Source organism: Paeniglutamicibacter sp. GQ140, from assembly GCF_059759235.1.
The window spans coordinates 1-25,429 of record NZ_JCAXDW010000009.1; the positions used below are offsets into that span (position 1 = coordinate 1).

23 protein-coding genes, 2 tRNA genes and 1 pseudogene are annotated in these 25,429 nt (G+C 63.7%); 13 read left to right on the plus strand and 13 right to left on the minus strand.

What is annotated here, in order from left to right:
- Positions 1–439 (plus strand): annotated as a pseudogene (locus tag AC6CHY_RS13155) (hypothetical protein); the annotation flags it as partial.
- 50 nt (positions 440–489) lie between these two features.
- On the opposite strand, the gene AC6CHY_RS13160 reads toward AC6CHY_RS13155, so the two are convergent.
- The gene (locus tag AC6CHY_RS13160; protein ID WP_498227001.1) at positions 490–1,140 is read right to left on the minus strand and encodes a hypothetical protein; all 651 of its coding nucleotides are present in this window, start codon (positions 1,138–1,140) and stop codon (positions 490–492) included.
- Positions 1,141–1,152: 12 nt separating this feature from the next.
- Positions 1,153–1,893, minus strand: a complete 741-nt coding sequence (locus tag AC6CHY_RS13165; RefSeq protein ID WP_498227003.1) for a TRADD-N-associated membrane domain-containing protein — start codon at positions 1,891–1,893, stop codon at positions 1,153–1,155.
- A gap of 256 nt (positions 1,894–2,149) precedes the next feature.
- Between AC6CHY_RS13165 and AC6CHY_RS13170 the strand changes: the two genes are divergently transcribed.
- A complete protein-coding gene (locus tag AC6CHY_RS13170) occupies positions 2,150–2,656 on the plus strand; it encodes a hypothetical protein (protein ID WP_498227005.1) in 507 nt (168 codons plus the stop codon).
- 188 nt (positions 2,657–2,844) lie between these two features.
- Here the strand turns inward: AC6CHY_RS13170 and AC6CHY_RS13175 are convergent, their stop codons facing one another.
- The 4 genes from AC6CHY_RS13175 to AC6CHY_RS13190 all read right to left on the minus strand — a co-directional run bounded on the left by AC6CHY_RS13175 (position 2,845) and on the right by AC6CHY_RS13190 (position 6,382).
- The gene (locus tag AC6CHY_RS13175; protein WP_498227007.1) at positions 2,845–3,507 is read right to left on the minus strand and encodes an ABC transporter permease; all 663 of its coding nucleotides are present in this window, start codon (positions 3,505–3,507) and stop codon (positions 2,845–2,847) included.
- Positions 3,504–4,241, minus strand: a complete 738-nt coding sequence (locus tag AC6CHY_RS13180) for an ABC transporter permease (RefSeq protein WP_498227008.1) — start codon at positions 4,239–4,241, stop codon at positions 3,504–3,506. Before AC6CHY_RS13180 ends, AC6CHY_RS13175 begins: the two co-directional genes overlap by 4 nt.
- A complete protein-coding gene (locus AC6CHY_RS13185; RefSeq protein ID WP_498227010.1) occupies positions 4,238–5,305 on the minus strand; it encodes an ABC transporter ATP-binding protein in 1,068 nt (355 codons plus the stop codon). Before AC6CHY_RS13185 ends, AC6CHY_RS13180 begins: the two co-directional genes overlap by 4 nt.
- Positions 5,306–5,446: 141 nt before the next feature.
- A complete protein-coding gene (locus AC6CHY_RS13190) occupies positions 5,447–6,382 on the minus strand; it encodes an ABC transporter substrate-binding protein (RefSeq protein ID WP_217388109.1) in 936 nt (311 codons plus the stop codon).
- A gap of 414 nt (positions 6,383–6,796) precedes the next feature.
- On the opposite strand from AC6CHY_RS13190, the gene AC6CHY_RS13195 reads away from it, so the two are divergent.
- The 3 genes from AC6CHY_RS13195 (at position 6,797) to AC6CHY_RS13205 (ending at position 9,785) form a co-directional block, all read left to right on the plus strand.
- The gene (locus AC6CHY_RS13195) at positions 6,797–8,095 is read left to right on the plus strand and encodes a DNA-processing protein DprA (RefSeq protein ID WP_498227012.1); all 1,299 of its coding nucleotides are present in this window, start codon (positions 6,797–6,799) and stop codon (positions 8,093–8,095) included.
- A 109-nt stretch (positions 8,096–8,204) separates the two neighbouring features.
- The gene (locus tag AC6CHY_RS13200) at positions 8,205–9,149 is read left to right on the plus strand and encodes a tyrosine recombinase XerC (RefSeq protein ID WP_498227014.1); all 945 of its coding nucleotides are present in this window, start codon (positions 8,205–8,207) and stop codon (positions 9,147–9,149) included.
- A gap of 132 nt (positions 9,150–9,281) precedes the next feature.
- Entirely contained in the window at positions 9,282–9,785 is a 504-nt protein-coding gene (locus AC6CHY_RS13205) for a DUF3145 domain-containing protein (protein ID WP_217388106.1), read from the plus strand.
- A 243-nt stretch (positions 9,786–10,028) separates the two neighbouring features.
- Here the strand turns inward: AC6CHY_RS13205 and fabF are convergent, their stop codons facing one another.
- The 6 genes from fabF to aceE all read right to left on the minus strand — a co-directional run bounded on the left by fabF (position 10,029) and on the right by aceE (position 18,154).
- The gene (fabF, locus tag AC6CHY_RS13210) at positions 10,029–11,267 is read right to left on the minus strand and encodes a beta-ketoacyl-ACP synthase II (RefSeq protein WP_498227016.1); all 1,239 of its coding nucleotides are present in this window, start codon (positions 11,265–11,267) and stop codon (positions 10,029–10,031) included.
- A gap of 248 nt (positions 11,268–11,515) precedes the next feature.
- Positions 11,516–11,761: an acyl carrier protein gene (locus AC6CHY_RS13215; RefSeq protein ID WP_217388104.1), complete on the minus strand. Its 246-nt coding sequence runs from the start codon at positions 11,759–11,761 to the stop codon at positions 11,516–11,518.
- A gap of 98 nt (positions 11,762–11,859) precedes the next feature.
- A complete protein-coding gene (locus AC6CHY_RS13220; RefSeq protein ID WP_217388103.1) occupies positions 11,860–12,915 on the minus strand; it encodes a beta-ketoacyl-ACP synthase III in 1,056 nt (351 codons plus the stop codon).
- A gap of 14 nt (positions 12,916–12,929) precedes the next feature.
- Positions 12,930–13,853, minus strand: coding sequence for an ACP S-malonyltransferase (locus tag AC6CHY_RS13225; protein ID WP_498227018.1), 924 nt, complete (start codon positions 13,851–13,853; stop codon positions 12,930–12,932).
- A 77-nt stretch (positions 13,854–13,930) separates the two neighbouring features.
- Positions 13,931–15,196: a PucR family transcriptional regulator gene (locus AC6CHY_RS13230; protein ID WP_217388101.1), complete on the minus strand. Its 1,266-nt coding sequence runs from the start codon at positions 15,194–15,196 to the stop codon at positions 13,931–13,933.
- A gap of 210 nt (positions 15,197–15,406) precedes the next feature.
- Positions 15,407–18,154 (minus strand): pyruvate dehydrogenase (acetyl-transferring), homodimeric type, encoded by a 2,748-nt coding sequence (gene aceE, locus AC6CHY_RS13235; protein WP_498227019.1) that lies wholly within the window; start codon positions 18,152–18,154, stop codon positions 15,407–15,409.
- Between the two features lie 332 nt (positions 18,155–18,486).
- Between aceE and AC6CHY_RS13240 the strand changes: the two genes are divergently transcribed.
- The 6 genes from AC6CHY_RS13240 to AC6CHY_RS13265 all read left to right on the plus strand — a co-directional run bounded on the left by AC6CHY_RS13240 (position 18,487) and on the right by AC6CHY_RS13265 (position 22,834).
- Complete coding sequence (locus AC6CHY_RS13240) at positions 18,487–18,903, plus strand: DUF3052 domain-containing protein (protein WP_372342892.1); 417 nt, start codon at positions 18,487–18,489, stop codon at positions 18,901–18,903.
- 42 nt (positions 18,904–18,945) lie between these two features.
- Positions 18,946–19,401: a redoxin domain-containing protein gene (locus AC6CHY_RS13245; protein WP_217388300.1), complete on the plus strand. Its 456-nt coding sequence runs from the start codon at positions 18,946–18,948 to the stop codon at positions 19,399–19,401.
- Between the two features lie 115 nt (positions 19,402–19,516).
- Positions 19,517–19,592, plus strand: a tRNA-Val gene (locus AC6CHY_RS13250).
- Positions 19,593–20,114: 522 nt separating this feature from the next.
- Positions 20,115–21,287, plus strand: coding sequence for an acetylornithine deacetylase (gene argE, locus AC6CHY_RS13255; protein ID WP_254455857.1), 1,173 nt, complete (start codon positions 20,115–20,117; stop codon positions 21,285–21,287).
- Positions 21,288–21,338: 51 nt separating this feature from the next.
- Entirely contained in the window at positions 21,339–22,613 is a 1,275-nt protein-coding gene (locus tag AC6CHY_RS13260; protein ID WP_498227021.1) for an MFS transporter, read from the plus strand.
- A 148-nt stretch (positions 22,614–22,761) separates the two neighbouring features.
- Positions 22,762–22,834, plus strand: a tRNA-Val gene (locus AC6CHY_RS13265).
- Between the two features lie 115 nt (positions 22,835–22,949).
- Here AC6CHY_RS13265 and AC6CHY_RS13270 read toward each other — a convergent pair.
- Entirely contained in the window at positions 22,950–23,135 is a 186-nt protein-coding gene (locus AC6CHY_RS13270; RefSeq protein ID WP_217388098.1) for a CsbD family protein, read from the minus strand.
- A 296-nt stretch (positions 23,136–23,431) separates the two neighbouring features.
- Between AC6CHY_RS13270 and AC6CHY_RS13275 the strand changes: the two genes are divergently transcribed.
- Positions 23,432–23,947 (plus strand): gluconokinase, encoded by a 516-nt coding sequence (locus AC6CHY_RS13275; RefSeq protein WP_498227022.1) that lies wholly within the window; start codon positions 23,432–23,434, stop codon positions 23,945–23,947.
- A gap of 62 nt (positions 23,948–24,009) precedes the next feature.
- Positions 24,010–25,413 carry a GntP family permease gene (locus AC6CHY_RS13280; protein WP_217388096.1) on the plus strand — a complete coding sequence of 468 codons (1,404 nt, stop codon included), beginning with the start codon at positions 24,010–24,012 and terminating at the stop codon, positions 25,411–25,413.
- Positions 25,414–25,429: the final 16 nt, after the last annotated feature.

The following is a 25,429-nucleotide window of genomic DNA, read 5'->3' on the forward strand; positions in this document are numbered from 1 at the left end:
CAACGGCGTGCTCTACAAGAAGGGCGAATGCCTGGAAGCTCCTAAGGAAACGATTGCTCGATTGATTCGCGTCGGTGTTGTCCAGGATCCAGCAGTAAAGGCAGCAGCTGATAAAGAAGCGAACGCCGGAACTGCCGCAGCTGAAGCGAAAGCTCAGACGATCATCGACGCGGCTAAAGTCGAAGCAGCGCAAATGGCTGATGACGCGAAGTCAGCAGCCGACAAGGTAGCCGAAGAAGCTGCCGTGAAAGCTAAGGAAGTCACAGAGACTGCCGCAGCTAAAGCGGAGGGGAAAGTCAAGACGGTTACTGAAGAAGCAATCGCGGAAGCCGACAAGCTAGTTGACGACGCTAAAGCGGAAGCAGCGAAGATCGTCAAAGACGCGCAGGACGCCGCTAAAGCGCCACAAACAACCAAGACAGCTACTACATCAAAGTAGAAGCTGCAACGCAACACAGCTAATGAGAGCGCCTACGACGGGCGCTCTTACTATTTGTTGGAGCCCGGACCGTAGTTCTTAGTGATGTCATTTACGACGCCGTCAATTATTTTTTCTCCATCAGCCTTCAGCTTCGCCAAGGTTTCGGGATCGGGTTGATCAAGATTGATCTCACCGACGCCGCTAGCTACTCGGATTGTATTCATGAATGTGTATTTGGCCCGTTCAAATTCTCGGAGACTCTCGGCTGGATATTCTTTGCGAAAAGCCATCATCGCAAGAACTGAGGATGCAACACTGAGTTGCTTACCCGTGGCTAATGCATCGTCGTGGGCAAAGAGCTCGAACTTCCCCCACTTTGCGTTTGCCGTGATTAGCGCCGATTGTATGGCTGGTGGGTAATCCGTCACAGACAGTGCTCTACTGGGATCAAGCTGAGTTCTAATCCGATCAGCTAGTGCATTTGCGGCATCGAGATACTCCAAGCCCACGGACCGCGTGTCGATCATGATGCGTTCGTCTCTATCGCGCGACGCTTTCCTGGAATCAGCGTGCCAAGTTGAGAAATAGGCAATGCCAGCACCGAGAAGCACAAACAGACCTGGTAGTAAGACATCGACCCATGAAGTGCCACCTGGTTCGGGCAGGTTGACGACTACCTCTGGATGCGTCGGCGAGGGCAGCGGGAGCATCGAAAACATGGGCAGTTCCGCCTACTTGGATTCTGGAGGCGTTGGTGACTGCATCGATGACGTGATGATGGCCTTGATTGCTTCCGATTTTTGTTCGGGTTCAAGGTGCTCTAACAGTCGTTCAGCGCCCAGTAACTGGGAAAACGCCACGGGCTGCATGAAGAAACTTCCAAGTTGCTTGGTGGCCTCAGACTGGGACTTCATGAATGTGGCCCCAATGTACGCACTGAGTCCTCCACCGACTACGCCAACTGATCCAGTGGCAATAGCTGCGGCGGTAGTGTCGGCACTGGCTGCTACGAATCCCATGACCACAACCAGGATGAAGCCAGCAACAGTCGCGATCTGTGTACTAATAAAACTTCGACGTGCCTGCTTTGTCGCGATTGAGTGATAGTAGTCTATTCGCTTCTGAGTGACCGCCCAGAGTGATCCAAAATCAGTATTTTTGTCCAGCGACTCAGAAAGCGTGCTTTCTTCCGATTGGAGATTTATGAGAATCGTATGATTTTGACTATCGTCTCTTTTCGCTCTGAAACTCGAATATGAGAACAGTCCGATGATCGTCGCAATTAGTGCTCCAAAAGTGCTGGCTAACGCGCTCAGGGCATCAGGATCCAGGATACTTGTAGATAAACTCTCAATTACTATCGGGCCGAAGATAAAGACTGCCATAAGTATCAATACTGCCGGAGTGAGGAATTTATTGAACGTTTGAAGTGTCGCCTTGATCCATAGCTTGGCGTCTTGTCTGTCCGACATATATTCCCTCGTCCATTAATTGGTTGATATAACTTGAAGTTTGTTACATACTCAAGATATATGGCAGTAACACTTATGATCGATTCGTTTAGCGAAGCAAACCTAGAAGAGCGCAGTGAGCTCAGCTTTGACTATATCGCTGAGTCTCTGATGCTAAAGGTACGCAGCACCGAAGGTTACTCGGACGGCCAGACGATCTACGTTGGCCAACTATCACGCAAAGGCTGTGAGAGCGCAGTCATTGCGTCCGTCGTCGATGAGACGACCATCAACCTGGTTTCTCCACTCAAGCTGCCACGCGCGCTATGAGCCTTTCACAGCAGTATTTGGCGGCTCGATTCATATCTACCGAGCGCCAAACACGACGGGCAATGTTCCGTCCGACGATCAGTTCACGGTCCTGACTACTCGAACCATCGACCCAGACCTGCTGTCCACCTATTACCGGGATTCAACCGGCTCTAGTGACTTCTGGTATTCGTATGCTTACTTCAATCCAGTGACGAAGGAAGAGACGGAACGCTCCACGCCATTCCGCGGTGACGACTTCGAACACTATGCATCCATTACCGAGATCCGAAAAGCAGCTGGCTTTGAAAAGGACTACAACCTTCCAGATAGCGACATCGAGCTGCAGCGACGCATGGCGGAGTCTGAGATCAACGCATCCTTGAGCGGCGCCTATACCGTGCCCTTCAATCCCGTCCTCGTTCCGCAAAGTCTGCAGTATACGAATCCGGTCAGCTGGTGCTTGCGTGCATAGGTGCGCTTGCCATGGAGGGAGTGCCCACGCTTGATAGCCACATACAGTGCCTCCCACGTCTCCCTGCTGATAAGCGGCGGCCATTGGGCCGGGTATTCATCGTTGTTGTGAACACGGGAGGCGCCATCCAGCTGCGCCAGCACGGCAAGGGGGACGTGGGCTGATTGCGCTCGCCGACGGGTGGGTGCCTACCTCGCGATGGCACGCCTGGCCGGGGAGAGCGCCTTGACCAGCAGGGCCAGCAGGCCGTCGAGCACCAGTGCAAGGGCAGTGACCAGGGCGGCGCCAACCAGCACCTCGCCATAGTCGTAGAGGGCAAGCCCGTCGAAGATGTAGCGGCCCAGCCCGCCCAGGTTCACGTAGGCGGCAATCGTCGCGGTGGCCACGACCTGCAGGATCGCCCCGCGCAGCCCGCCCAGAATCAACGGCAGCGCCAGCGGAAGCTCGACCTGCAGGATGATGCGCGAGTCCTTCATGCCGATCGCCCGGGCTGCATCCACCACCGAGGGCTCGACATTGGCAACGCCCGCATACACCCCGGCCAGGATCGGCGGGATCGCGATCAGCACCAAGGCCGCCAGCGGCGGCAACAGGCCGATTCCCATCAGGAGCACCAGCAACGTCATGATGCCCAGTGAGGGCAGTGCCCGCAGGACGTTGGAGGCCGACACCAGGAACACCCTGCCGGTGCCGGTGTGGCCGATGAACACGCCCACCGGGAAGGCGATCACAGCCGCTGCCAGCACCGCAAGCAGCGAATACCAGAGGTGTTCGCCCAGCCGGGCCGGGATCCCCGCGGATCCGCTCCAATTGGCCGCGTCGGCAAAGTAGGCGAGCATCTCGTTGATCACTTGGGCTCCTCCCGGTTCGCGGTGTCCTGCACTGGAATGGTGGCGACCTTGGCGCGCCCGATCGCGGGGCGCCGCCTGCCGGGCGCTTGGGTCGGGGCTGCCCCGTGGTGCAGCCAGGGTGTCAGTACGCGGGCGGCGCCGGCAATGAGCCGGTCAAGGACCAGGGCGAGGACCAGGATGACGATGATGCCCGCTAGGATCTGGTCGGGGTAGTTGCGCTGGTAGCCGGCCACGAAGAGTTGGCCCAGGCCACCTACCCCGATCACGGCGCCCACCGACACCAGCGACACGTTGGTGACCGCCGCGACCCGGGTTCCGGCCGCAAGCGGCGCCACGGCCAGCGGCAGGTCAACGAACACCCTGCGCCGGGCGCGGGAGTAGCCCAGCGCCTCGGCGGCGTTCAGCACCTCGGGCGCCACGGCATCCAGCGCGTCAAACACCGTGCGCACCAGCAGCGAGGTCGCATACAGGCTCAGCGCGATGACCACGTTCAGCGGGTCAAGGATCTGCGTGCCGATGATCGAGGGAATCACCACGAACAGTGCCAGCGAGGGGATGGTGAAGATCGCGCTGGCCACCCCGGTGATCACGGCCCGCGCGCGCGGCCGGTTGCCGAAAACCAGGCCGAGCACCAGCGCCAGCACCACGCCCACCACGGTGGGGACGATGCTGAGGAACAGGTGTTCGAGTGTCAGGGCCCAGGCCTGCCCGGGATTGTCCAGCAGCCACCTCATGCCGGGTCCCGGACGCCGTGGCGCAGGTAGGGCGCCAGGTCGTCGATGGTGACGCAGGCGCTTGGCACGGAGTCACCGTTCAGCAATAGCGCCGCCGAGACCGGGGAGGCCAACACGGCATCGAGAGCCGAGCGCACCGTGTCCCCGCGCCGGACCGCGGGCCCGGCCGCAAACTCCACGCCGGAGGGGTCCAGCCACACCGCCCTGAGGTCCGCGGGGTCAAGCCGAAGCTTCCAGCCAGGTGCCAGCGCCCCCAGCTCGATCAGCCCGTCGGCGCCGGGGGCGGGAAGGGCGGTGGCCCGGACGTCCTCAAGGGTGGCGAAGGAGAGCTGGCGGAAGCCACGGTCCTTGGACACCATGGAGGTGACGAACTCGGTGGCCGGGCGGGTGAGGATCTCCAGCGGCGATGCATATTGGTGCAGCACGCCGCCGGGGGCCAGCACGGCGATCCTGTCGCCCAGGGTGAGCGCCTCGTCGATGTCGTGGGTGACCATCACGATGGTCTTCTTGATCACGGATTGCAGGTGCTGGACTTCCTGCTGCAGCTCGAGGCGCACGATCGGGTCAACCGCGGAAAAGGGCTCGTCCATGAGCAGGATTGGCGGATCGGCGGCCAGGGCGCGGGCGACACCGACGCGTTGCTGCTGCCCGCCGGAAAGCTGTGCCGGATACCGCGTGGCCATGGAGGCATCGAGTCCCACCCGTTCCATCGCCTCGTACGCCTTGGTGCGCGCCTGCGCCTTGGAAAGGCCCAGCAGGCGCTGGACGGTGGCGACGTTGTCCAGCACCGTGCGGTGCGGGAACAGGCCGGCGTTTTGCAGCACGTAGCCGATGCCCAGGCGCAGGGTGACCGCACGGATGTCGGCGACGTCCTGCCCGTCGATGCGGACGCAACCGCTGCTGGGGGCAACCATGCGGTTGATCATGCGCATCGAGGTGGTCTTGCCGCAACCGCTGGGCCCGACCAGGACGGTGAATGAGCCGGTGGGGATCTCCAGGTCAAGGTCGGTGACCGCCCGGGTGCCGCCTGGATATGACTTGGACACTGATTCGAAGGTGATCATCGCGGGTTCTTGGGTCCTATCGGTGGCGGTTCGGGGGGAAAAGCGAGCGGAAAATGGGTGGCTCCCACCGGCGGGTGAGAGCACGCGCCCCCGAATCGAACAAGTTTTCTAATCTTGTCGATCCGGGGGCGGAATCCTGCGCTAGTTGCCCAGCAGGCCCTGCTCCGTGAGCCAGGTGATCGCCGCCTGTTTCGGTTCGACCTTGGCGCTGCCGGAGACCTGCTCGTTGAGCTTGATCAGCTCCTCGGTGCTCAACTTCGCGGAAATGGCATCAAGAGCCTGTACTGCATTCGCGTCGAGCTTGTCGGCGGCGGCCACCGGAACCACCTGTTGCGCCGGGAAATTGTTCTTGGGATCCTCCAGCACCACCAGGTCGTTGGCGGGGATGGCCGTGCTCGTGGTGAAGATGTTCGCGGCGGTGACCTTGCCGTCCAGCAGCGCCTTCACGGTTGCAGGGCCGCCGCCATCGGAAATTGGCTCGAATTTGGAGGGCACGAATCCGTAGTTCTTCTCCAACCCCGGCAGGCCCACCGGGCGCTTGTTGAATTCGGGGGGACCGGCCATGACCACCTCGTCGTTGTGTGCCGCCAGATCCTCGATGGACTTCAGCGACCACTTGTCCGCGGTGGCCCGGGTGACCACCACCGCATCCTTGTCCTCGGCCGCGGCCGGGGTGAGCATGGTCAACTTCTTGGACTCCAGCGCCGCCGGCAGCGCCGAGACGATTGATTCGGGCGAGCTGACATCGGCTTTCGCGTCCAGGGCCAGCAGCAGGTTGCCGGTGTAGTCGGGGATCAGGTCGATGGACCCGTCCGCCAGCGCCGGAATGTAGGCCTCGCGACTGCCAATGCGGAACTTCGTCTCAACCGTGTACCCCTTGTCCTTCAACGCCTCGGCGTAGAGGTTGCCGATGATCTCGGATTCGGTGAAATCCGCCGAAGATACGGTCACGGTTCCGCCGGCCGCGGACGATGCACCAGGCGCCGGAGCCGCTGTGGGGTTGGAGCATCCGCTCAGGATCAACGAACCGGCCACCACGGAGAGGGCTGCGATAAAAGGAAGCTTCATTTTATTCATGTGTGATGCCTAGTTTCGTGTCAGTTGTTCCCACCGGCGAAACGCTCCGGATGCTCGTTGCCGTCGGCAGGCGGGCTGAATCCATCGTTGCCTATTTGGAGCCCCACAAGCAACATACATAAGCGCCCGACATGCGGTGTTGCACCCGAGGAGTTCCCGCAAGGTCCACGCGCCGACCGTTTCCACCGGCATCGGCACCACTTGCCCACACAACAGAACCCGCAGGGCCCACGTTTGCCGCGGGTGTCCCCAGCGCGTGGATCCGCTCCTTCCGGCGTCGTGGGCGAAAGGCACGATGAGGGGAGCATCAGGAGCACTCCCACCGGTACCGGCACAACTTACGCAGGCGCGGCACCGGGGAACCGACCCAAGCGCCGGTACCACGGAACCAAACCAGCCGGAAGCGACAGACACATGAGCAACGCAGACCCCGAGGTCCTGGCACGCGCAGGCCTCACCCACATCATCGAACCCAACGACCAAACCGGGTCTGCACTCGTGAAGGTCGCCGGGGCGGTGGAAGCCTACCGCCTTATCCGCGAGCACAACGGACCAGCGCCGGCACACGAACAGCAACAGGTCGCCGAACTGCTCGATGCCCTCGGCGCCAGCCGCGCGAGCCTGCGCCTGGACGCCGGACTTGAACGCTGGCGCCCCCGGGCGGCGCTCGCCGACCCGGAATCCGACCTCAAGCTCATGGCAGCACTCGGGGGAGGGGTCATCCACCCGGCAGACCGGAACTGGCCGCAGGGCTTCGACGCCCTCGGGCTGGCCGCACCCCTCGCCCTCTGGTACCGCGGCACCGCCGACCGGGGCATCCTGCGCGACCCGGCAAACCTCGCAGCCATCGTCGGATCACGCGACGCCACCGAATACGGGCGCACCATAACCGCCGAACTGGTTCACGGCCTGCGGGCACGGGGAATCTGCATCGTCTCCGGGGGAGCCTACGGCATTGACGCCCAGGCCCACCAGGCCGCGCTCGCCGAAGACCCGCCCACCGGCGGCCGCCCGGGAGTACCCCCGCCGCCTGCCACAATTGCCGTCATGGCAGGGGGACTAAACCGCTTCTACCCCGTCGGCAACGACGACCTGCTCAAGGCCGTCCACCGACAGGGACTCCTCATCGCCGAAGTAGCCCCCGGGGCGACGCCCACCCGATGGCGCTTCCTCCAACGCAACAGGTTGATAGCCGCCCTATGTGCAGCAACCATCGTCGCCGAGGCGCGCTGGCGCTCCGGCGCCCTGAGCACCGCACGCCACGCCGCGGAAATAGGCCGTGAGGTAGGCGCGGTCCCGGGGTCAGTCTTCTCCGCCAACTCCGCGGGCTGCCATCGGCTCATCCGTGAGGGAGCGGCAACACTCGTGACCGATGCCCCCGAGGTGCTCGAACTGCTCAAGATCACCGAACACCCGCCCGGAGCCCCCTCTGGCCCGCAACCCGCACAGGCCGACACTGCCGAGAAGGCGGAAGAACCACGCGACTACGATGGACTGGCTATCCAGGACCTGTTGCTCCTCGACGCCCTCCCCGTGCGCTCCCCGCGGACCCCGGACCAACTTGCCGCGCTCGCGGGACTGGGCATGGGCTCCATCCTCGGCGGACTCTCGCGCCTGGCCGCCCGGGGACTTGCCGAACGCACGGGCAACGGATGGATACGCCGTTTCCCCAACGGCAGGGAACAGCAGCGCGGTGCCCCAAACCTGCACTGAAGGACGCCGGGTGCGCATCAACCGGCGTGGCACCGTTGCCCCAAGCCGCGACACGGGAGACAGTAGAGACGTGTCAGCGCCAATCGAACAAAGAACCGAACCCCCGTCCGTGCCCGTCGAGCTACAAAAAGCCCACGACGGCTTCCTGCGATACATGGGGCTGGAACGCGAACGCAGTGAACACACCCTGCGCGCCTACGGCAGCGACATCACGAACCTGTATGCCTACGCCATCCCGCGCGGCGCCACCACCCTTGCAGGACTCGACCTCACCCTCCTGCGCGCCTGGCTCATGACCCTGCAGGAATCGGGACTCGCCCGCGCCACCCTGGCGCGCCGATCTGCAACCATACGCAGTTTCTTGACGTGGGCGGTACGCGAAAACCTCATCGCCGCCAATCCCGCCATCCGGCTAAAGTCTCCCAAGCGCGAACAACGCCTCCCGCACATCCTGCAAAACAACCAAATCGAACGAATCTTCCAACCCCTGCCCGCCCCCGCGGGAACGCCCGATGCCAAGACACCCGAGCCGACCCGCGAACAGCTCGCGCTCGCCGACCGCGACAGGCTCATCCTGGAATTGCTGTACGCCACCGCCATCCGCGTTGGGGAGCTGGTGTCGCTGGACATCAACGACATTGACCTGGACCGGCGCACCCTTCGGGTCATCGGCAAGGGCAACAAGGAGCGCACGGTGCCATTCGGCCAGCCCGCACTGAACGCGGTCGATGACTGGCTGCGCCGTGCGCGTCCGGTATTGCGCACCGACGACTCCGGACGGGCTCTGCTCCTGGGCCGCCGCGGGAAGAGACTCGATGCCCGCCAGGCGCGCCAGGTCGTCTCAGACGCCCTGGCGGCTCTGGGGGACACCGCGGCCCGCGGGCCCCACGCGCTGCGCCACAGTGCGGCGACCCACCTGCTGGACCGCGGCGCAGACTTGCGCGCCGTGCAGGAGATCCTGGGGCATTCCTCCCTGGCGACCACGCAGCTCTACACCCACGTCTCGGTCGAACGGCTCAAGGACAGCTACCAAAATGCCCATCCCCGCGCATAATCCGAGGTCATGGTCGAAAGACGCTGGCCGAACGCCGTATAATCGTGCACAATACTAATCAGGACCTACTGGACTTCGAATCAGGGCTGTTGACGTTGGGGAAGACGTTCCAACAGCACATCGGAGGAAAGCATGTCTGACGCACTGACGAGGGGCGTACTTTTCGTACACTCAGCCCCTTCAGCGCTGTGCCCGCACATCGAGTGGGCGATCGGTTCCGTTGTCGACCAGCGGACCGAATTGCACTGGACCGAACAGAGCGCCGCCCCGGGCATGTCCCGGGCCGAAGTGAACTGGACCGGCAAGCCCGGCACCGGTGCTCTTTTGGCGTCCGCTCTTCGCGGCTGGGCGCACCTGCGCTACGAGGTCACCGAGGAAGCCAGCCCCGGTGTCGACTCGAGCCGCTGGTCCCACACCCCGGAACTGGGTATCTTCCACGCCACCACGGATGCCGCCGGCAACATCATGGTCAGCGAGGAACGCATCCGCTGGGCATACGAAAAGGGTGCCGGCGATCCTGCCATCGTGTACCAGGAACTCTCCATCGCGCTGGGCGAAGCCTGGGACGAGGAACTCGAACCCTTCCGCTACGCCGCCGAGGGTGCCCCCGTGCGCTGGCTGCACCAAGTCATCTAACCGCTGCCGGCGCCTCTTGCGCGATGGCAGCGTCTCGTGTGGGCCGGTTGGCTGACCATTCCTCCTGGTCGATGAGCCGACCGGTGCACACTTCAACCTGTAGAGAAAACAACTCGTAGGAGTGTCGACCGGCTGCGTACCCTCCGCGGAACATTGACGCAGACATGACACCAAAGAGCCCGGGCCCGAAGTTTCACTTCGGGCCCGGGCTCTTTGGTGCTGCAGGCGGCGCCTGCCGGCAGACTAGACGCTGCGAATGGCAACCACGGCGTTGTGCCCGCCGAAGCCGAACGAGTTGTTCAGCGCAACGATGGAGCCCTCGGGAAGTTCGCGGGGGCTGCCAACAACGACATCCAGCGGAATTTCCGGATCCTGGTTCTCCAGGTTGATCGTCACCGGTGCCTTGCGGTGGTAGACCGCCAGCACCGAGAGCACCGACTCGACGGCGCCCGAGGCACCCAGCAGGTGGCCCATCTGCGACTTGGTGGCGGATACGCAGACATTGTCCAGGTGGTTTCCCAGGGCCGCGCGCAGTGCCGTGTACTCCGGCTTGTCGCCGACGGGGGTCGACGTTGCGTGGGCGTTGACGTGGACAACGTCCTCGGGCTGGATGCGGCCGTCGAACATGGCAGCCTTCAACGCACGGGTGGCGCCGAGGCCTTCCGGGTCCGGAGCCGTGATGTGGTAAGCATCCGCGGTGACCGACGTTCCGGCAAGCTCGGCGTAGATCGTGGCCCCGCGGGCAATGGCGTGCTCCTCGGCCTCGAGGACCAGGGCGCCTGCGCCCTCTCCCATGACGAAGCCGTCACGGTCGACATCGTACGGACGCGATGCGTGCTCAGGGTCGTCGTTGCGCTTGGACAGCGCCTGCATGGCGGCAAAGGAGGCCATCGGCATCGGGTGGATTGCGGCTTCGGCACCGCCACACACCACGACGTCCGCCTTGCCCGAACGAATCAGCTCCAGGCCGATGTGCATGGCCTCGGTGCCCGAGGCGCAGGCCGACACGGGGGTGTGGGCACCGGCGCGGGCGCCAAGGTCCAGGGAGACTGCGGCGGCCGGGCCATTGGGCATCAGCATGGGAACGGTCATCGGCAGCACGCGGCGCGGACCCTTTTCCTTCAGCGTGTCCCAGGCGTCAAGCAGGGTCCACACGCCGCCGATGCCGGTGGCGAAGGCGACGGCAAGGCGGTCGTGATCGACCGTTTCAATTTCGGAGTCCTTCCAGGCTTCGCGCGCGGCAACCACGGCGAACTGGGTGGAGGGGTCCATGCGCTTCATTTCGATGCGGGAGAGGACCTCGGAGGCCGGGGTGGAGGCCTTGGCGGCAAACTTCACCGGCAGGTTGTAGGTTTCAACCCACTCGTCGGTCAGGGTATGTGCCCCGGAGACGCCCTTGAGGGCATTGGCCCACAGGGTCGGGACGTCGCCGCCGATGGGGGTGGTGGCACCAAGGCCGGTGATAACAACTTTGCGAGCCATGTTGAAACTCTCTACTGGTTGGGGCGAAACGGCTAGCGAAGCTAGCACGCGATCCAAGCGTCGGGCCGTGGCCAAATGGACGGGATCCGGATTGAATCGAAAATCTGGGGATCGGTTACGAAACCGGCAAAGCGGGTCGGCTGGCGCGTGGGTGACAGCCGGTAAACATGAAAGGGGGGGAATCGATGCTCCCCTTGAAACGCGAACCCGTGAGGGAACCCGCTTCAAGGGGATGCATCATTGCCAGGCTAGACCTGTGCGCCGGCGATGAAGTTCACTGCATCGGCAACGGTCTTGAGGTTCTTGACCTCTTCGTCCGGGATCTTCACGTCGAACTTCTCTTCGGCGTTGACGACAATGGTCATCATCGAGATGGAGTCGATGTCCAGGTCCTCGGTGAAGGACTTGTCCATTTCGACTGCCTCGGTCTCCAGGCCGGTCTCTTCGTTGACGATCTCGGCCAAGCCGGCCAGAATCTCTTCGTTGCTAGCCATGATGGCTCCTTTTCTGTGTTTGCCGGTATCAAGCCCGACGACTATGCAGACCACAGGTGTGCGGTCCGAATGATGGGTTGTATCCCTGGGAGTAAAGCCTAGGGCAGGACAACGACCTGTGCGCCAAAGACAAGCCCGGCGCCAAACCCAATTTGCAGCGCGAGGCCGCCGGAAAGCTCGGGGTTGTCCTTGAGCATCCGGTCCATGGCCATCGGGATCGAGGCCGCGGAGGTGTTTCCGGCATTGGCGATGTCGCGGGCGACGACCACGGTTTCCGGAAGCTTGAGCTGCTTGACCATCTCGTCGATGATTCGCATGTTGGCCTGGTGGGGAATGAACGCGACCAAATCCTCCGAGGTGATCCCTGCCTTCTCCAGCGCGAGCTTGGCCATCTTGGCCATTTCCCAGACGGCCCAGCGGAAAACGGTCTGGCCGTCCTGGCGCAGGGTCGGCCACAGCTGTGCCTCGGTGGCTGCCATCAACGAGGCGCCTTCGGGGGAGGACTCGGCCTGCAGGACCGCATCGCGCAGGTCAAGCTGGGAGTGGGTCATGCTGATGGCGCCCCACTTCGAGCCGTCCGAACCCCAGACCGAGGGAGAAATGCCGGGGATGTCGCTCGGGCCGATGACCACGGCGCCGGCGCCGTCGCCCAGCAGGAAGGAGATCGTGCGCTCGTGGTTGTCGATGTAGTCCGACAGCTTCTCGGCACCGATGACCAACACGTACTCGGCCATGCCGGAGCGAACCAGTGCGTCGCCCTGGGCCACGCCGTAGCAGTAGCCGGCGCAGGCGGCGGAAATGTCAAACGCCGGGGCCGGGGTGGCGCCGATGCGGTCGGCCAACGCGGCGGCTGCCGACGGGGTGGCATGCGGGAAGGTCACGGTGGAGACGATGACCGCGCCAAGCTGGCTGGCCTCGATGCCTGCCGACTTCAGGGCTTCGCGCGCAGCCCCTTCGGCCATGTCCAGCAGCGAGGTGTCCGCTCCGGCGCGGGCGCGGGTCACGATGCCGGTGCGCTGCTGGATCCACTCGTCCGAGGAGTCGATCCACTGGCAGACATCTTCGTTGGTGACGATGACGTCGGGGCGGAATGAGCCCACGCCATGGATGCGGCTGAATTCGCGCGCGGTGGTTTGGTTCATCACTGCAGTCATGATTCGGGAACTTCCTATGCTTGGGTGTGTTCAAGTACGAAGGCGCGTGCCGCTTCGAGGTCTTCGGGGGACCTCAATGCCAGGGTCGGGATGCCCTTGAGGCCACGGCGGGCCAGGCCCACCAGCGTTCCCGCCGGCGGAAGCTCGATGATCCCGGTGACTCCCTGCGCGGCAAGCTGCTCCATGCACAGGTCCCAGCGAACCGGGCGGGAAACCTGGGCAACCAGCGAGGCCAGGTTCTCTTCGCCTCCGGCCACGGACTGGCCGTCGTAGTTGGACAACAGCGGGGTGGCCGGGTCCTTGGCTTCCAGCGTCGCGGAGAGCTCCTGGAGCACGTTCACGGCCGGGGCCATGTGGTGGGTGTGGAAGGCTCCGGCGACCTTGAGCGGAATCACGCGGGCCTTGGCCGGGGGATTGGCGGCGAAGCCCTCGATCTGCTCCAGGGTGCCCGCGGCAACGATCTGGCCGCCGCCGTTGGCGTTGGCCGGGCTCAGCCCGGCGGCGAGGATTGCGGCGTTGACTTCGTCGGCGTCCCCGCCCAGGACAGCGGCCATGCCGGTCGGGGTGGCCGCGGCCGCCAGTGCCATGGCGTTTGCGCGCTCACGCACGAAAACCATGGCGTCCTGCTCCGAGAGGGCACCCGCCAGCGCGGTGGCGGTGATTTCGCCGACGGAGTGCCCGGCCAGGATCGCGTTCGCCGGGAGCGTGTCGCCGAAGAGCGCGCGTGCGGCAATGAGGCCGGCCGCCACGATCAGCGGCTGGGCCACCGCGGTGTCCTTGATGGTTTCTTCGTCCGACACCGTCCCGTGGGCGGTGAGGTCGCGTTCCGTGATGGCTGAAAGTTCGGCGAGGTGTTCGGAAACACCCGGAACCTCGAGCCACGGGGAAAGGAATCCGGGGGTCTGGGAGCCCTGTCCAGGGCACACGATTGCTAGCACTACTCCAGCTTTCCAAAGAAGTCGATCACGACGGCTGTTTTCGCACACCGACTTGTCGGCATGCTTTTGTATGAATCCTACAAGGCCGCAGGGCCCTTGCGCGGCACCGGTTGCCGTGTTTCGGGCAAGTTTTCCGTAGTTTCGGCGTCCAGCCTACCCACCACCAGCGCGGTTTGCAGCACGAACGCCTCGCGGGGAACCAGCGGATCCCACCCCGTCACGTCGCACACCCTTTTAAGTCTATAGCGCACCGTGTTTGCATGAACGAACAGCTCCCGGGCCGTTCCTTCCAGCGAATGCCCCAGCGAGAGGTAGCTCGATAGCGTCTCAATCAGCCCGTTTCCTGCCTTAATCAGCGGGTTGTAGATCCCGGACACCAGCGCCTCGCGGGCCTCGGAGTCGTTGTTCATGACCCGCTCTGGCCACAGGTCATCGGCGTCCACCGGCCGCGGGGCCAACGGCCAGGCGCGGGCCGCGGCGATGGCTGCAAAGGCGGCCTTGGCGCTGGCTGACGCCTCCTTGAGCGTGGGGGCCAGGGGGCTGTAGACCACCGGGCCGTCGCCGAAGAAGGAGGCCAGCCGGTCCAGTCCGGTTCGATCGGCCTCAACGCCCCCGAGCATCAGGATAGCCCGTTCCCCGTGGACGCCGACCAGCGAGTCGCGGGCGTAGCGGGCGGCCGCACGCCGGAGTTCGCTGACGAACCCGACCTGGGAGGATTCAGGGGTCGCGCCGATCATCACCAAGATGTTCTCGTGCGATTTCCATCCCACCGCGGCAATCCTGGAGCGGAGGGAGTCCTGGGACTCCCCGCGCATCACCGCGTCCACGACCAGGGCCTCGAGCCGCGAATCCCAGGCACCGCGGGTCTCCGCCGCCCGGGCGTACACGTCGGCCGCGGCGAAGGCGACCTCCCGCGAATAGCGCAGGACCGCCTCGCGCAATTGGGTATGTTCGGATTCCGGGGCAATGTCCGGCACCTGGGACTCGACGACCTCCACGATGGTGCGGATCAGTTGGAGGGCCTTTTGCAGGCTGATGGATCGCGTCAATTCGGTGGGTGCCGCGCCAAAGACGTCGTTGAGCACCCACTGGGGCGAGGTGGTGGGCCGCTCATACCAGGAGACGAAGGAGGCGATGCCCTTTTGCGCAACCAGGCCCAGGGCCGCACGTTCCTCGGGACGCAGGCCGCGATACCAGGGAAGAGATTGGTCAAGGTGCTTCAGTGCCACGGTGGACAGCACGCCCAGGTGCTGCTTGAGCCGTTTGAGGGTTTCCGGGCTGGCCTTGGCTTGCCGGAAGGGCCGGATCCGCTGCGCCGGATTCGACGTTTGCTCATCACTCATAGAACGAGCATACGCATCATCATGCCCGTGAACTATTTTGTATGTTTCTCACAACGACATCCGCTGTGCGCGGCAGGGCGACGATCCGCAGCGGAGGGCGAGGTGCGGCACCCGTGGCGATCACAATTCGAGCCGCCCAACGCAAAACAGCGGTGGCGCGGACCCCCTGGGGGGAATCCGCGCCACCGCTGTCAGCCGGTGCTCAACCGGTTAGGCGTCTCCACCTGCGTTGCCGCTGGTGCCGGCGGTGACGTCGTCGAGCTTGTACTTGGCGAAGGCGGCGGCCGGTGCCGAGGCGTCGACCTCTCCGCGCTTTGCCAGCATCTGCAGGGTGCGGACCACCACCGAGTGCGCGTCGATCTTGTAGAAGCGACGTGCGGCGGCGCGGGTGTCGGAGAACCCGAACCCGTCGGCGCCCAGGGTGGCGAACTCGTTGGGCACGAACTGGCGGATCTGGTCCGGCACGGCCTTCATGTAGTCGGTCACCGCAACGATCGGGCCGGTGGCACCGGCCAGCTGCTGGGCAACGAACGGTACGCGCGGCTCGGCGGTCGGATCGAGGAACGTCTGCTCCTCGCACTCCAGGCCGTCGCGTCGCAGCTCATTCCAGGAAGTCACCGACCAGACGTCGGCCGACACCCCCCAGTCCTCGGCAAGGATGCGCTGGGCATCGATGGCCCACGGCACCGCGACGCCGGAAGCGAGCAGCTGGGCCCGCGGTCCGTCGACGGTGGCCGGGGAGACCTGGTAGATGCCGCCGAGGATGCCGGGAACATCGAGGTTCTCCGGCTCCTTGGGCTGCTGGTACGGCTCGTTGTAGATCGTGATGTAGTACATCACGTTCGGGTCCTCGTGCTTGCCGCCGTACATGCGCTCCAGGCCGGCCTTCATGATGTGGCCGATCTCGTATCCGTAGGCCGGGTCATAGGTGATGACCGCCGGATTGGTGGAGGCGAGGATCGGGGAGTGCCCGTCGGCGTGCTGCAGGCCCTCGCCGGTCAGCGTGGTGCGACCTGCCGTGGCGCCCATGATGAACCCGCGGGCCATCTGGTCACCTGCCGCCCAGAAGGCGTCGCCGGTGCGCTGGAAGCCGAACATCGAGTAGAACACGTAGATCGGGATCAACGGTTCGTCGTGCGTGGCGTAAGAGGTTCCCGCGGCGGTGAATGCCGCAACGGCGCCGGCCTCATTGATGCCCGGGTGGATCAGCTGTCCAACCGGGGACTCCTTGTAGGCAAGGACCAGTTCGCGGTCCACCGACAGGTAGTTCTGGCCATCCGGGTTGTAGATCTTCGCGGTCGGGAAGAACGAGTCCATGCCGAAGGTGCGGGACTCGTCGGGAACGATCGGGACCACGCGCTTGCCGAAGTCCTTGTCGCGCATCAGGTCCTTGAGCAGGCGGACGAAGGCCATTGTGGTGGCCGCCTGCTGCTTGCCCGAGCCGCGGGCAGCGACCTCGTAGGCCTTGTCCTCCGGCAGATGGATTTCCTTGGATTCGGTCCGGCGCGAAGGCACCGCACCGCCCAGGGCCTCGCGGCGCTCCATCATGTACTTGTACTCGGCGGAGTCCTGCTCCGGACGGTAGTACGGCGGCAGGTACGGATCGGCTTCGAGCTGCTCGTCGGTGATCGGGATGCGCAGGTGGTCGCGGAAGGCCTTGAGGTCCCCGAGCGTCATCTTCTTCATCTGGTGCGTGGCGTTGCGCGCCTCGAAGTGCGGGCCCAGTCCGTAGCCCTTGACGGTCTTGGTCAGGATGACCGTCGGCTTGCCCTTGAACTCGGTGGCTGCCTTGTAGGCCGCATAGACCTTGTGGTAATCGTGGCCACCTCGCTTGAGGTTCCAGATTTCCTCGTCCGTCAGGTTGGCAACCAGTTCCTTGGTCTGCGGGGACTTTCCGAAGAAGTGCTCGCGGACGAAGGCGCCGTTTTCGGCCTTGTAGGTCTGGTAGTCGCCGTCCGGGGTCTGGTTCATGATGTCGACCAGCGAGTTGTCGGTATCGGAATCGAGCAGGGCATCCCACTCGCGGCCCCAAACGACCTTGATGACGTTCCAGCCCGCGCCGCGGAAGAATGCCTCAAGTTCCTGCATGATCTTGCCGTTGCCGCGAACCGGGCCGTCGAGGCGCTGCAGGTTGCAGTTGACCACGAAGGTGAGGTTGTCGAGCTTCTCGTTGGCAGCAAGCTGCAACAGGCCGCGCGATTCCGGCTCATCCATTTCGCCGTCGCCGAGGAATGCCCACACGTGCTGGTCCGAGGTGTCCTTGATGCCGCGGTTCTGCAGGTAGCGGTTTGACTGCGCCTGGTAGATCGCGTTCATCGGGCCGATGCCCATGGACACCGTCGGGAATTCCCAGAAGTCCGGCAGCGAGCGCGGGTGCGGGTAGGACGGAAGTGCGTGTCCCTCGCGGGACTTTTCCTGGCGGAAGCCGTCCATGTCATCTTCGCTCAAGCGGCCCTCGAGGAAGGCGCGAGCGTACATGCCGGGGGAGGCGTGGCCCTGGAAAAAGACCTGGTCTCCGCCACCCGGGTGGGACTTGCCGCGGAAGAAGTGGTTGAAGCCCACTTCATAAAGGGTCGCTGCGCCGGCGTAGGTGGAAATGTGTCCACCGACTCCGACTCCGGGGCGTTGGCCGCGGTGCACCATGACCGCCGCGTTCCAGCGCATGTAGGCACGGTAACGACGTTCAACCTGCTCGTCGCCCGGGAATTCTGGTTCCTGATCCACCGGAATGGTGTTCACGTAGTCGGTCGTGGTGACCATGGGGACGCCCACGCTCTTGGCGCCGGCGCGCTGGAGCAATGAACGAACAATGTACTGGGCACGCTCGGTGCCCTGGGTTTCGACCAGATCATCGAAGGACTCAATCCATTCGGCGGTCTCCTCCGGATCCCGGTCCGGCAACTGGCTAGTCAAGCCGCTACGGATGTGAGAAATGTGTTCCTCTACAGCCACGTCCATCTTCTCCTCGTTATGGGGTACAGCGGGGACTGCGGGGCGAGCGCTATTTTGCATGCCTCGAACCGCAGTGGCGGTGCAAGCGCCAAAGTTGTGGCCCGTTCCCCAAGGGTGGTTGGTCGCGGACCGCCGATTACACTCTAATGCGCATGGGGACCCAAAACGTATCTGGGCCCTACACATGCAATGATTTGGAGTTAACAGGCAATGCGCCGAGAGCCGAAAGTAGGTCGAAGTCGTCACTATTTCGGCGTGTTGGAGCCTCTGCGCTTGATGGGAGCGCAAAAAGGGTGTTTGGTTGTAACCAGACGCTTTACAGCAGCAGGAGGAGTGACGTGAGCGACGCCGCACCGGCAAAGCACGAAGCCGCACACAAAATGGGCTTCAAAGACGGGGACCTGATCCAGGAACTCGGGTACGACGACGATGTGGACTTTGATCTGCGCGATTCCCTTGAGGAAGCAGTGGGTTCCGAACTATTGACAGAGGAAGACCACGAGGTTGTGGACGGAATCGTCTATTGGTGGCGCGCCGACGACGGGGATCTCATTGATGCCCTGGTCGATTCGCTGGTTAATCTGGATGAAAAGGGGGTCGTATGGCTATTGACCCCGAAACCGGGACGAGACGGCCATGTGTCGCCCGCCTCAATCCAGGCCGATGCGCCCACCGCAGGCCTCCATGTCACAAACACCGAGGGTGTTTCGGAGGATTGGTCGGCCACTCGACTTGTTGCGCGCCGCAAGAACTAGCGCGTGGAATCATCACATTCGGCAGCGGGGAGCACATCCCCGGTGCCTCGGGCCGGTCAAACGGCTCCGGGCTTCGCCCTTCCCAACCAGCACGGTGAACTCATTGAGTCCCGGGCCTTGGGGGAGCAGGCCTACTTCCTGGTTTTCTACCCGTTCGCGTTTTCCGCGGTCTGCGGGTCGGAGCTTGAAGAGTTGGAAAAGGTTCGCGAGGAATTTGCAGCACTGGATACCCGCATCATGGGTGTTTCGGTGGATCACAAATACGCACTGCGCACCTACGCGGACCAGGCCCATTTCGGGTTTGATCTGCTGGCCGATTTCTGGCCGCACGGTGCCGTAGCGAAGAGCTATGGCGCATTCAATAGCGAGTCCGGCGCGGCAACGCGGCACACGTTCCTCATCCAAAAGGGACATGTGGTGGATTCGTTTAGTTCACCCATCCATCAGGCGCGCGCCATCGCGCGCTACCGAGAGGCGATGGACCTACTCACTTCATAGCTGTCGAAGAATCTTTGCGTCTATTCGACAGCTCGGGCGGGTACGTTGCCACAGCCACATTCTTGTCACGAACACTTCCGGCGGATTTCCAACCAAACGAATTCAGTAGTGCCAAGGGCCTTTAGCTCAGCTGGTAGAGCGTCACGTTTACACCGTGAATGTCATCGGTTCGATCCCGGTAGGGCCCACCAACACCTCATCAGGCCGCGCACGCCTGGTGCCCGGTCCGCCAAATCGCGGATCACCTGTACCGACGGCGCCGTCCGCAGTCCCCGGCGCCAACGCCCGGGTCCCTTCGCGTGGCTTCGGCAAGCCGCGAGCCCCGACAGGGCACTAGGCCGTGCGCCGCATCGCGGCCGAAGTGAATTCGCGATCAAGTGATGGCTTCCCACACGCAGTTCCCCCTGCCCGTCAAGCGCGCGCCCATCGCCCGTGGAAATGGCCGAGTCAAGGACGGTCCCCATCACCCCGGCGCCGCACTGCCGGACGGTGCCGTCGGCGTTCTTGCCGCCATGGGCCTGCACCGAACCCCCCGGGTGGACTCCCAGTGATGCACGTAACAAATTTTTGCAGATTCCCGTCAAATCGGGCCGCTGTGTTACGAGATCCATTCATCCTCGGTGCCACCGGACCCCGGCGATGAGAGACTCATCGCGGCCCTTTTCAGATTTGATAGTGGGAATACGGCCGCCCCATGACCACGAGGAGTAGCAATGTCACACGCCCCCAGCGAAGCGACCATGGCTGAAATCACGAAGCTGATTGGCTTCGACACCACAAGCCGGGACAGCAACCTGCCCTTGATTGACTACGTCGTTGGCAGGGTGGAGGCACTCGGCATTGCATCGACCCTGATCCACAACGCCGAGGGAACCAAGGCCAACCTCTTGGCAACGATCCCGGCCGCCGACGGCACGCGCACCGGCGGCATTGTGCTGTCCGGACATACCGACGTGGTCCCGGTTGACGGCCAGGTGTGGAGCAGCGACCCGTTCATCCCCGAGATCCGCGACGGGAAGCTGTACGCCCGCGGCACCAGCGACATGAAGTCCTTCATTGCCGTGATCATGGCCAAGCTGGAGACGATCGCCGAGGCCAAGCTGGGCGAACCGATCCACCTGGCGTTCTCCTACGACGAGGAAGTCGGGTGCATTGGCGCCGTGGACCTCGTCACTGCCATCACCGAGGCGGGACTGGAGCCGCGCGGCTGCATCGTGGGGGAGCCCACCAGCATGCGCGTCGTGCGCGGACACAAGTCGGTCAACGTCATCCGCGTCGACTTCCACGGGGTTGCCGCCCACTCGTCGCTGACCACGCAGGGCGTCAACGCGATCTCGGCCGCGGCCGAGTTCACCGCATTCGTCGACTCCGCGGCCCGCGGGTTCACCCAGGACGGCCCGTTCGACGAGGCGTTCATTGTTCCGCACACCACCACCACGGTGAACAAGATCGAGGGCGGGATCGCGGTCAACACGATCCCGGCCGACTGCACCTTGCACTTCGAGTTCCGCTCGATCGCCGAAGACGATCCGGCGGCCCTGATTGAACGCTTCCGCGCCGAGGCACAGCGCATTGAATCCCTGATGAAGCAGCGCAATGCCGACGCCCAGGTCACGTTCGAGGTCCTGGCCAAGACGCCGGGCCTGGACACCCCCGAAGACGCCGGCATCGTGGCACTGGCCGCGGAACTGGGCGGCACTCCCAGCCCGGACAAGGCCACCTACGGCACCGAGGCGGGGCTGTTCTTCAATGCGGGAATCCCCACCGTGGTCTGCGGCCCCGGCGACATCGCGCAGGCCCACGCACCCGACGAGTTCATCGAGCTGGACCAGATCGTCCAGTGCGAGGACTTCATCGACAACCTGATCGCGGCCCTGCGCGCCTGAGTGCGCCGCAGCACCACGACCCACCCATCCACCTTCCCCAAGGAGAGAATCATGGCCAGCACCCAAGCGGTCACCCCGGCGCAGCTCTTGGCCGCCAGAAAGGCAGTGGTCAGTAGCTCGATCGGTGCCGCCCTGGAGTGGTTCGACATCATCGTCTACGCCACCTTCGCGGTGGTCATCGCCGAGAACTTCTACCCGGAGTCAAACGGCACCTTCGGTCTCGTGCTCACCTTCGCGACCTTCGCGCTTTCCTACGTGATCCGTCCGCTCGGCGGAGTGATCCTGGGCAGCTACGCCGACCGCAAGGGCCGGAAGAACGCCCTGACCCTGACCCTGATGCTGATGATGGTCGGTACGCTCATCATGGCGTTGGCGCCGACCTATGCCCAGGTCGGCGTCTGGGGAGCGGTGATCATCCTGCTCTCGCGCTTGATCCAGGGGTTCTCCGCCGGCGGCGAGTTCGGCACCGCGACGGCCTTCCTGATCGAGACCGCGCCGCACAAGAAGGCCTTCTACTCCTCGTGGCAGGTTGCCAGCCAGGGTGCGTCCATGCTGCTGGCCTCGGCCTTCGGCTACGGGCTGACCCAGTGGCTCTCCGAGGAGGACCTGTACAGCTGGGGTTGGCGCGTGCCGTTCTTTGTCGGCCTGCTCATCGGCCCGGTCGGCCTGTACATCCGTGCCAAGCTCGACGAGACCGAGGAGTTCATCCAGAGCGAGAAGGAGAAGGCGCCGCTGAAGGCCTTGGTGGTCCACCACTACGGGCGGCTGCTGGCTGGCGCGGCGGTCATCGGCGTTGCCACCATCTCGGTCTACATGATCCTGTACATGCCGACCTTTGCCGTGACGAACCTGGGCATCCCGGCGACCGCGGCATTCCTCGGCGGCGTCGTTGCAGGCTTGATCGTGCTGGTCGGTGTTCCGTTCGTCGGCCACCTGGCCGACCGCGTCGGCCCGGCCAAGGTCATGACCTATGCGGCCGTCGGCGCCTTGCTCTTGGCCTGGCCGTTGTTCCAGCTCATGGTGAGCACGCCGACGGTGCCGGTGATGGTGGTCGTCATTGCGCTGCTCGGCGTCATCATGGCGTTCTACTTCGGCCCGATGCCCGCACTGCTCTCGTCCCTGTTCCCGGCCGCCATCCGCGGGACCGGACTTGCCGTCACCTACAACGTCGGCGTCACCCTGCTTGGCGGCATCGCCCCGCTGGTACTGACGTGGCTCCTGAGCGTTACCGGGTCGTTGAACGCGCCCAGCCTGTACTACATGGCCATCGCGGTCATCTCGCTGGTGGGACTGTACTTCGTGCGGAAGCGCTACCTGCTGCCCTAGGAAGTATCTCGGCCCTCGAGGGCGGTGTGGACCGGATCGGACGGACCGCCCTCGAGGGCGATTTGCCAAGTCAGTGAAGTCTGTATTAGATTATCTTCTTGTTGCAACGCACTGGATCGGAATTCTTCCAGGAAAGACGTTGTTTCAGGGGCCTTTAGCTCAGCTGGTAGAGCGTCACGTTTACACCGTGAATGTCATCGGTTCGATCCCGGTAGGGCCCACATGCAAGATCCCTCGGGATAGTCGACAAAAGTCGATTATCCCGAGGGATCTTTTCGTTAAGCCGTGGGCCGCGAACGGGGGCCGGAGCGCTGAGCGGTCCTTTGGCGGTGGCGGCTAGTTGCCGGTAATGTCCTTGGCCGCGTCCTTCACGTGTTCACCGGCCTGCTTCGCCTTTGCCTCCGCCTGCTCCTTGAGGCCCTCGGCCTGAAGTTGTTCGTTGTTCGTGGCGTCGCCGAGCCTTTCCTTGGCCTCGCCGGATACTTCCTGTGCCTTGTTGCTGATCTTGTCTCCGAGTCCCATGGCGGGTTTTCCCTTCGTTGATCTTGCATGAACGATTCCCACGCTAGGAACAGAACCTTGGCACTAGCTGGGAGCCGCGGCAAAACCGCCGGAGGGGCCGCTGGGATTTCCGCAAGGGAGGCGGCTGGATCCGCATGCCGACGGCGATCCCGACGTTGCCGAACCCGTCCAAAAGATCCTGGTGAAAGGTCGTGTTGACACTTCGTCTGCGCAGATCTAGTCTGTATAAATCAGATTTATGTTGGACATCACGTTGTTATGTCGGACATTACTTTCGGATCCACGATGGAGTGACGATGAACAGCCTTGCCAACCCGCCTATGGTCGTTATGGGCGTTTCCGGATGCGGGAAATCCACGGTGGGCAATATGCTGGCCCTGGAGCTGGGCTCGACGTTCATCGACGGCGACGATCTCCATCCGGTGTCCAACAAGGAAAAGATGGCAGCCGGCCAGCCGCTGGACGACACCGACCGCGAGCCATGGCTGGCCACCATTGGAGAGGCGCTGCACAGGAGCACGGAAAGCGGCACTCCGGCGGTCATCGCGTGTTCCGCACTCAAGCGCAATTACCGTGACGCGCTGCGCGCGCACGAACCGGCGACCCTCTTCATTCACCTCCGCGGTGCTGCAGACCTCATCCAGCACCGCCTCGACGAGCGCAACCACGAATACATGCCCTCGACCCTGCTCGCCTCGCAGCTGAACACGCTCGAGGCCATCGAGGAGGACGAACCCGCCATCGAGGTGGACGTCAGCCAGAGCCCCGCAGACATTGTGGCCATCGTGGCCACGACCCTGAAAAACCGCTAGCACCCGGAACCATCAGGTTCCATCCCCACCACCCGACATCCTTACACCTCCGAAGGACAATGATGACCGAAGAGCTAGTCATGAACTGGACGCTGGGCACACCCGCGCTCCTTTCCATTGCCGTGGGCGCGATCCTGCTGCTGCTCCTGTTCATAATCAAATGGCGCATCCACGCATTCGTGGCCCTGGTCGTCATCTCCCTGCTGACCGCGGTCGCCACGGGCATTCCGGTGGCGTCGGTGATCCCGACCCTCACCGGCGGCTTCGGCGGCACGCTGGCCTCCGTTGCTCTGCTGGTCGGCCTGGGCGCCATGCTCGGGCGCATGCTCGAAACCAGTGGCGGGGCAGAGGTGCTCACCAATGCGTTGATCAACAAGTTCGGCGAGAAGCGCGCACCGCTGGCGCTGTCCATCGCGTCGCTGCTCTTCGGCTTCCCGATCTTCTTCGACGCAGGCCTGGTCGTCATGCTGCCGATCATCTTCACCGTCGCACGCCGCCTGGGCGGATCGTTCCTGGGCTACGCCTTCCCGGCGGCCACCGCCTTCTCCGTCATGCACATCTTTGTCCCGCCGCACCCCGGACCGGTTGCCGCCTCCGGCCTGCTCGAGGCGAACGTCGGCCTGGTCCTGCTGCTGGGCCTCGTCGTGGCCCTTCCGACCTGGTTCTTCGCCGGCCACCTCTACGGCAAGTACGTGGGCCGCAAGTTCAACATCGCCATCCCCGACATCCTGGCCGGCACCGAGGCCGAAAAGCACGACTTCGCCTCCAAGCCCAAGCTGGGCACCGTCGTGACGCTGCTGCTGCTGCCGCTGGTCCTGATCTTCATGAACACCGGCCTGAACACCCTGGCCTCCGCCGGGATCGTTGACAAGCAGGCCCAGTGGGTCCAGATCCTGCGCCTGGTCGGGGAAACCCCCGTCGCCCTGCTGATCACCGTGCTGCTGGGCATGTACCTGCTGGGCTACAAGCAGAACAAGGACAAGACGCTCATCGAGACAGTGGTCGACTCGGCCCTGGGCCCGGTCTGCTCGATCATCCTGATCACCGGCGCCGGCGGAATGTTCGGTGCGGTGCTGCGCGCCAGCGGCATCGGCGACGCCGTGGCCGACTCCCTGGACACCCTCGGCCTGCCGGTCATCGTCGCGGGCTTCATCATCGCCGCCGTGGTGCGCGTCGCCCAGGGTTCGGCCACCGTCGCCCTGACCACCGCGGCCGCCATCATCCAGCCCGTCGTGGTGGGCAACGCCGACCTGAACCAGATCGAGGTCGTGGCCATCGTGCTCGCCCTGGCCGCCGGCTCCGTCTTCGCCGGCCACGTCAACGACTCCGGCTTCTGGCTGGTCAGCCGGTTCTTCGGCATGGACGTCAAGACCACGCTGAAGGTCTGGACCGTGGGACAGGCACTGGTCGGCGTCATCGGCTTCGCCATCGCGTACCTGATCTACGCCGTCGCCGCGGCGTTCTAGCCAGCAACCCCCACGA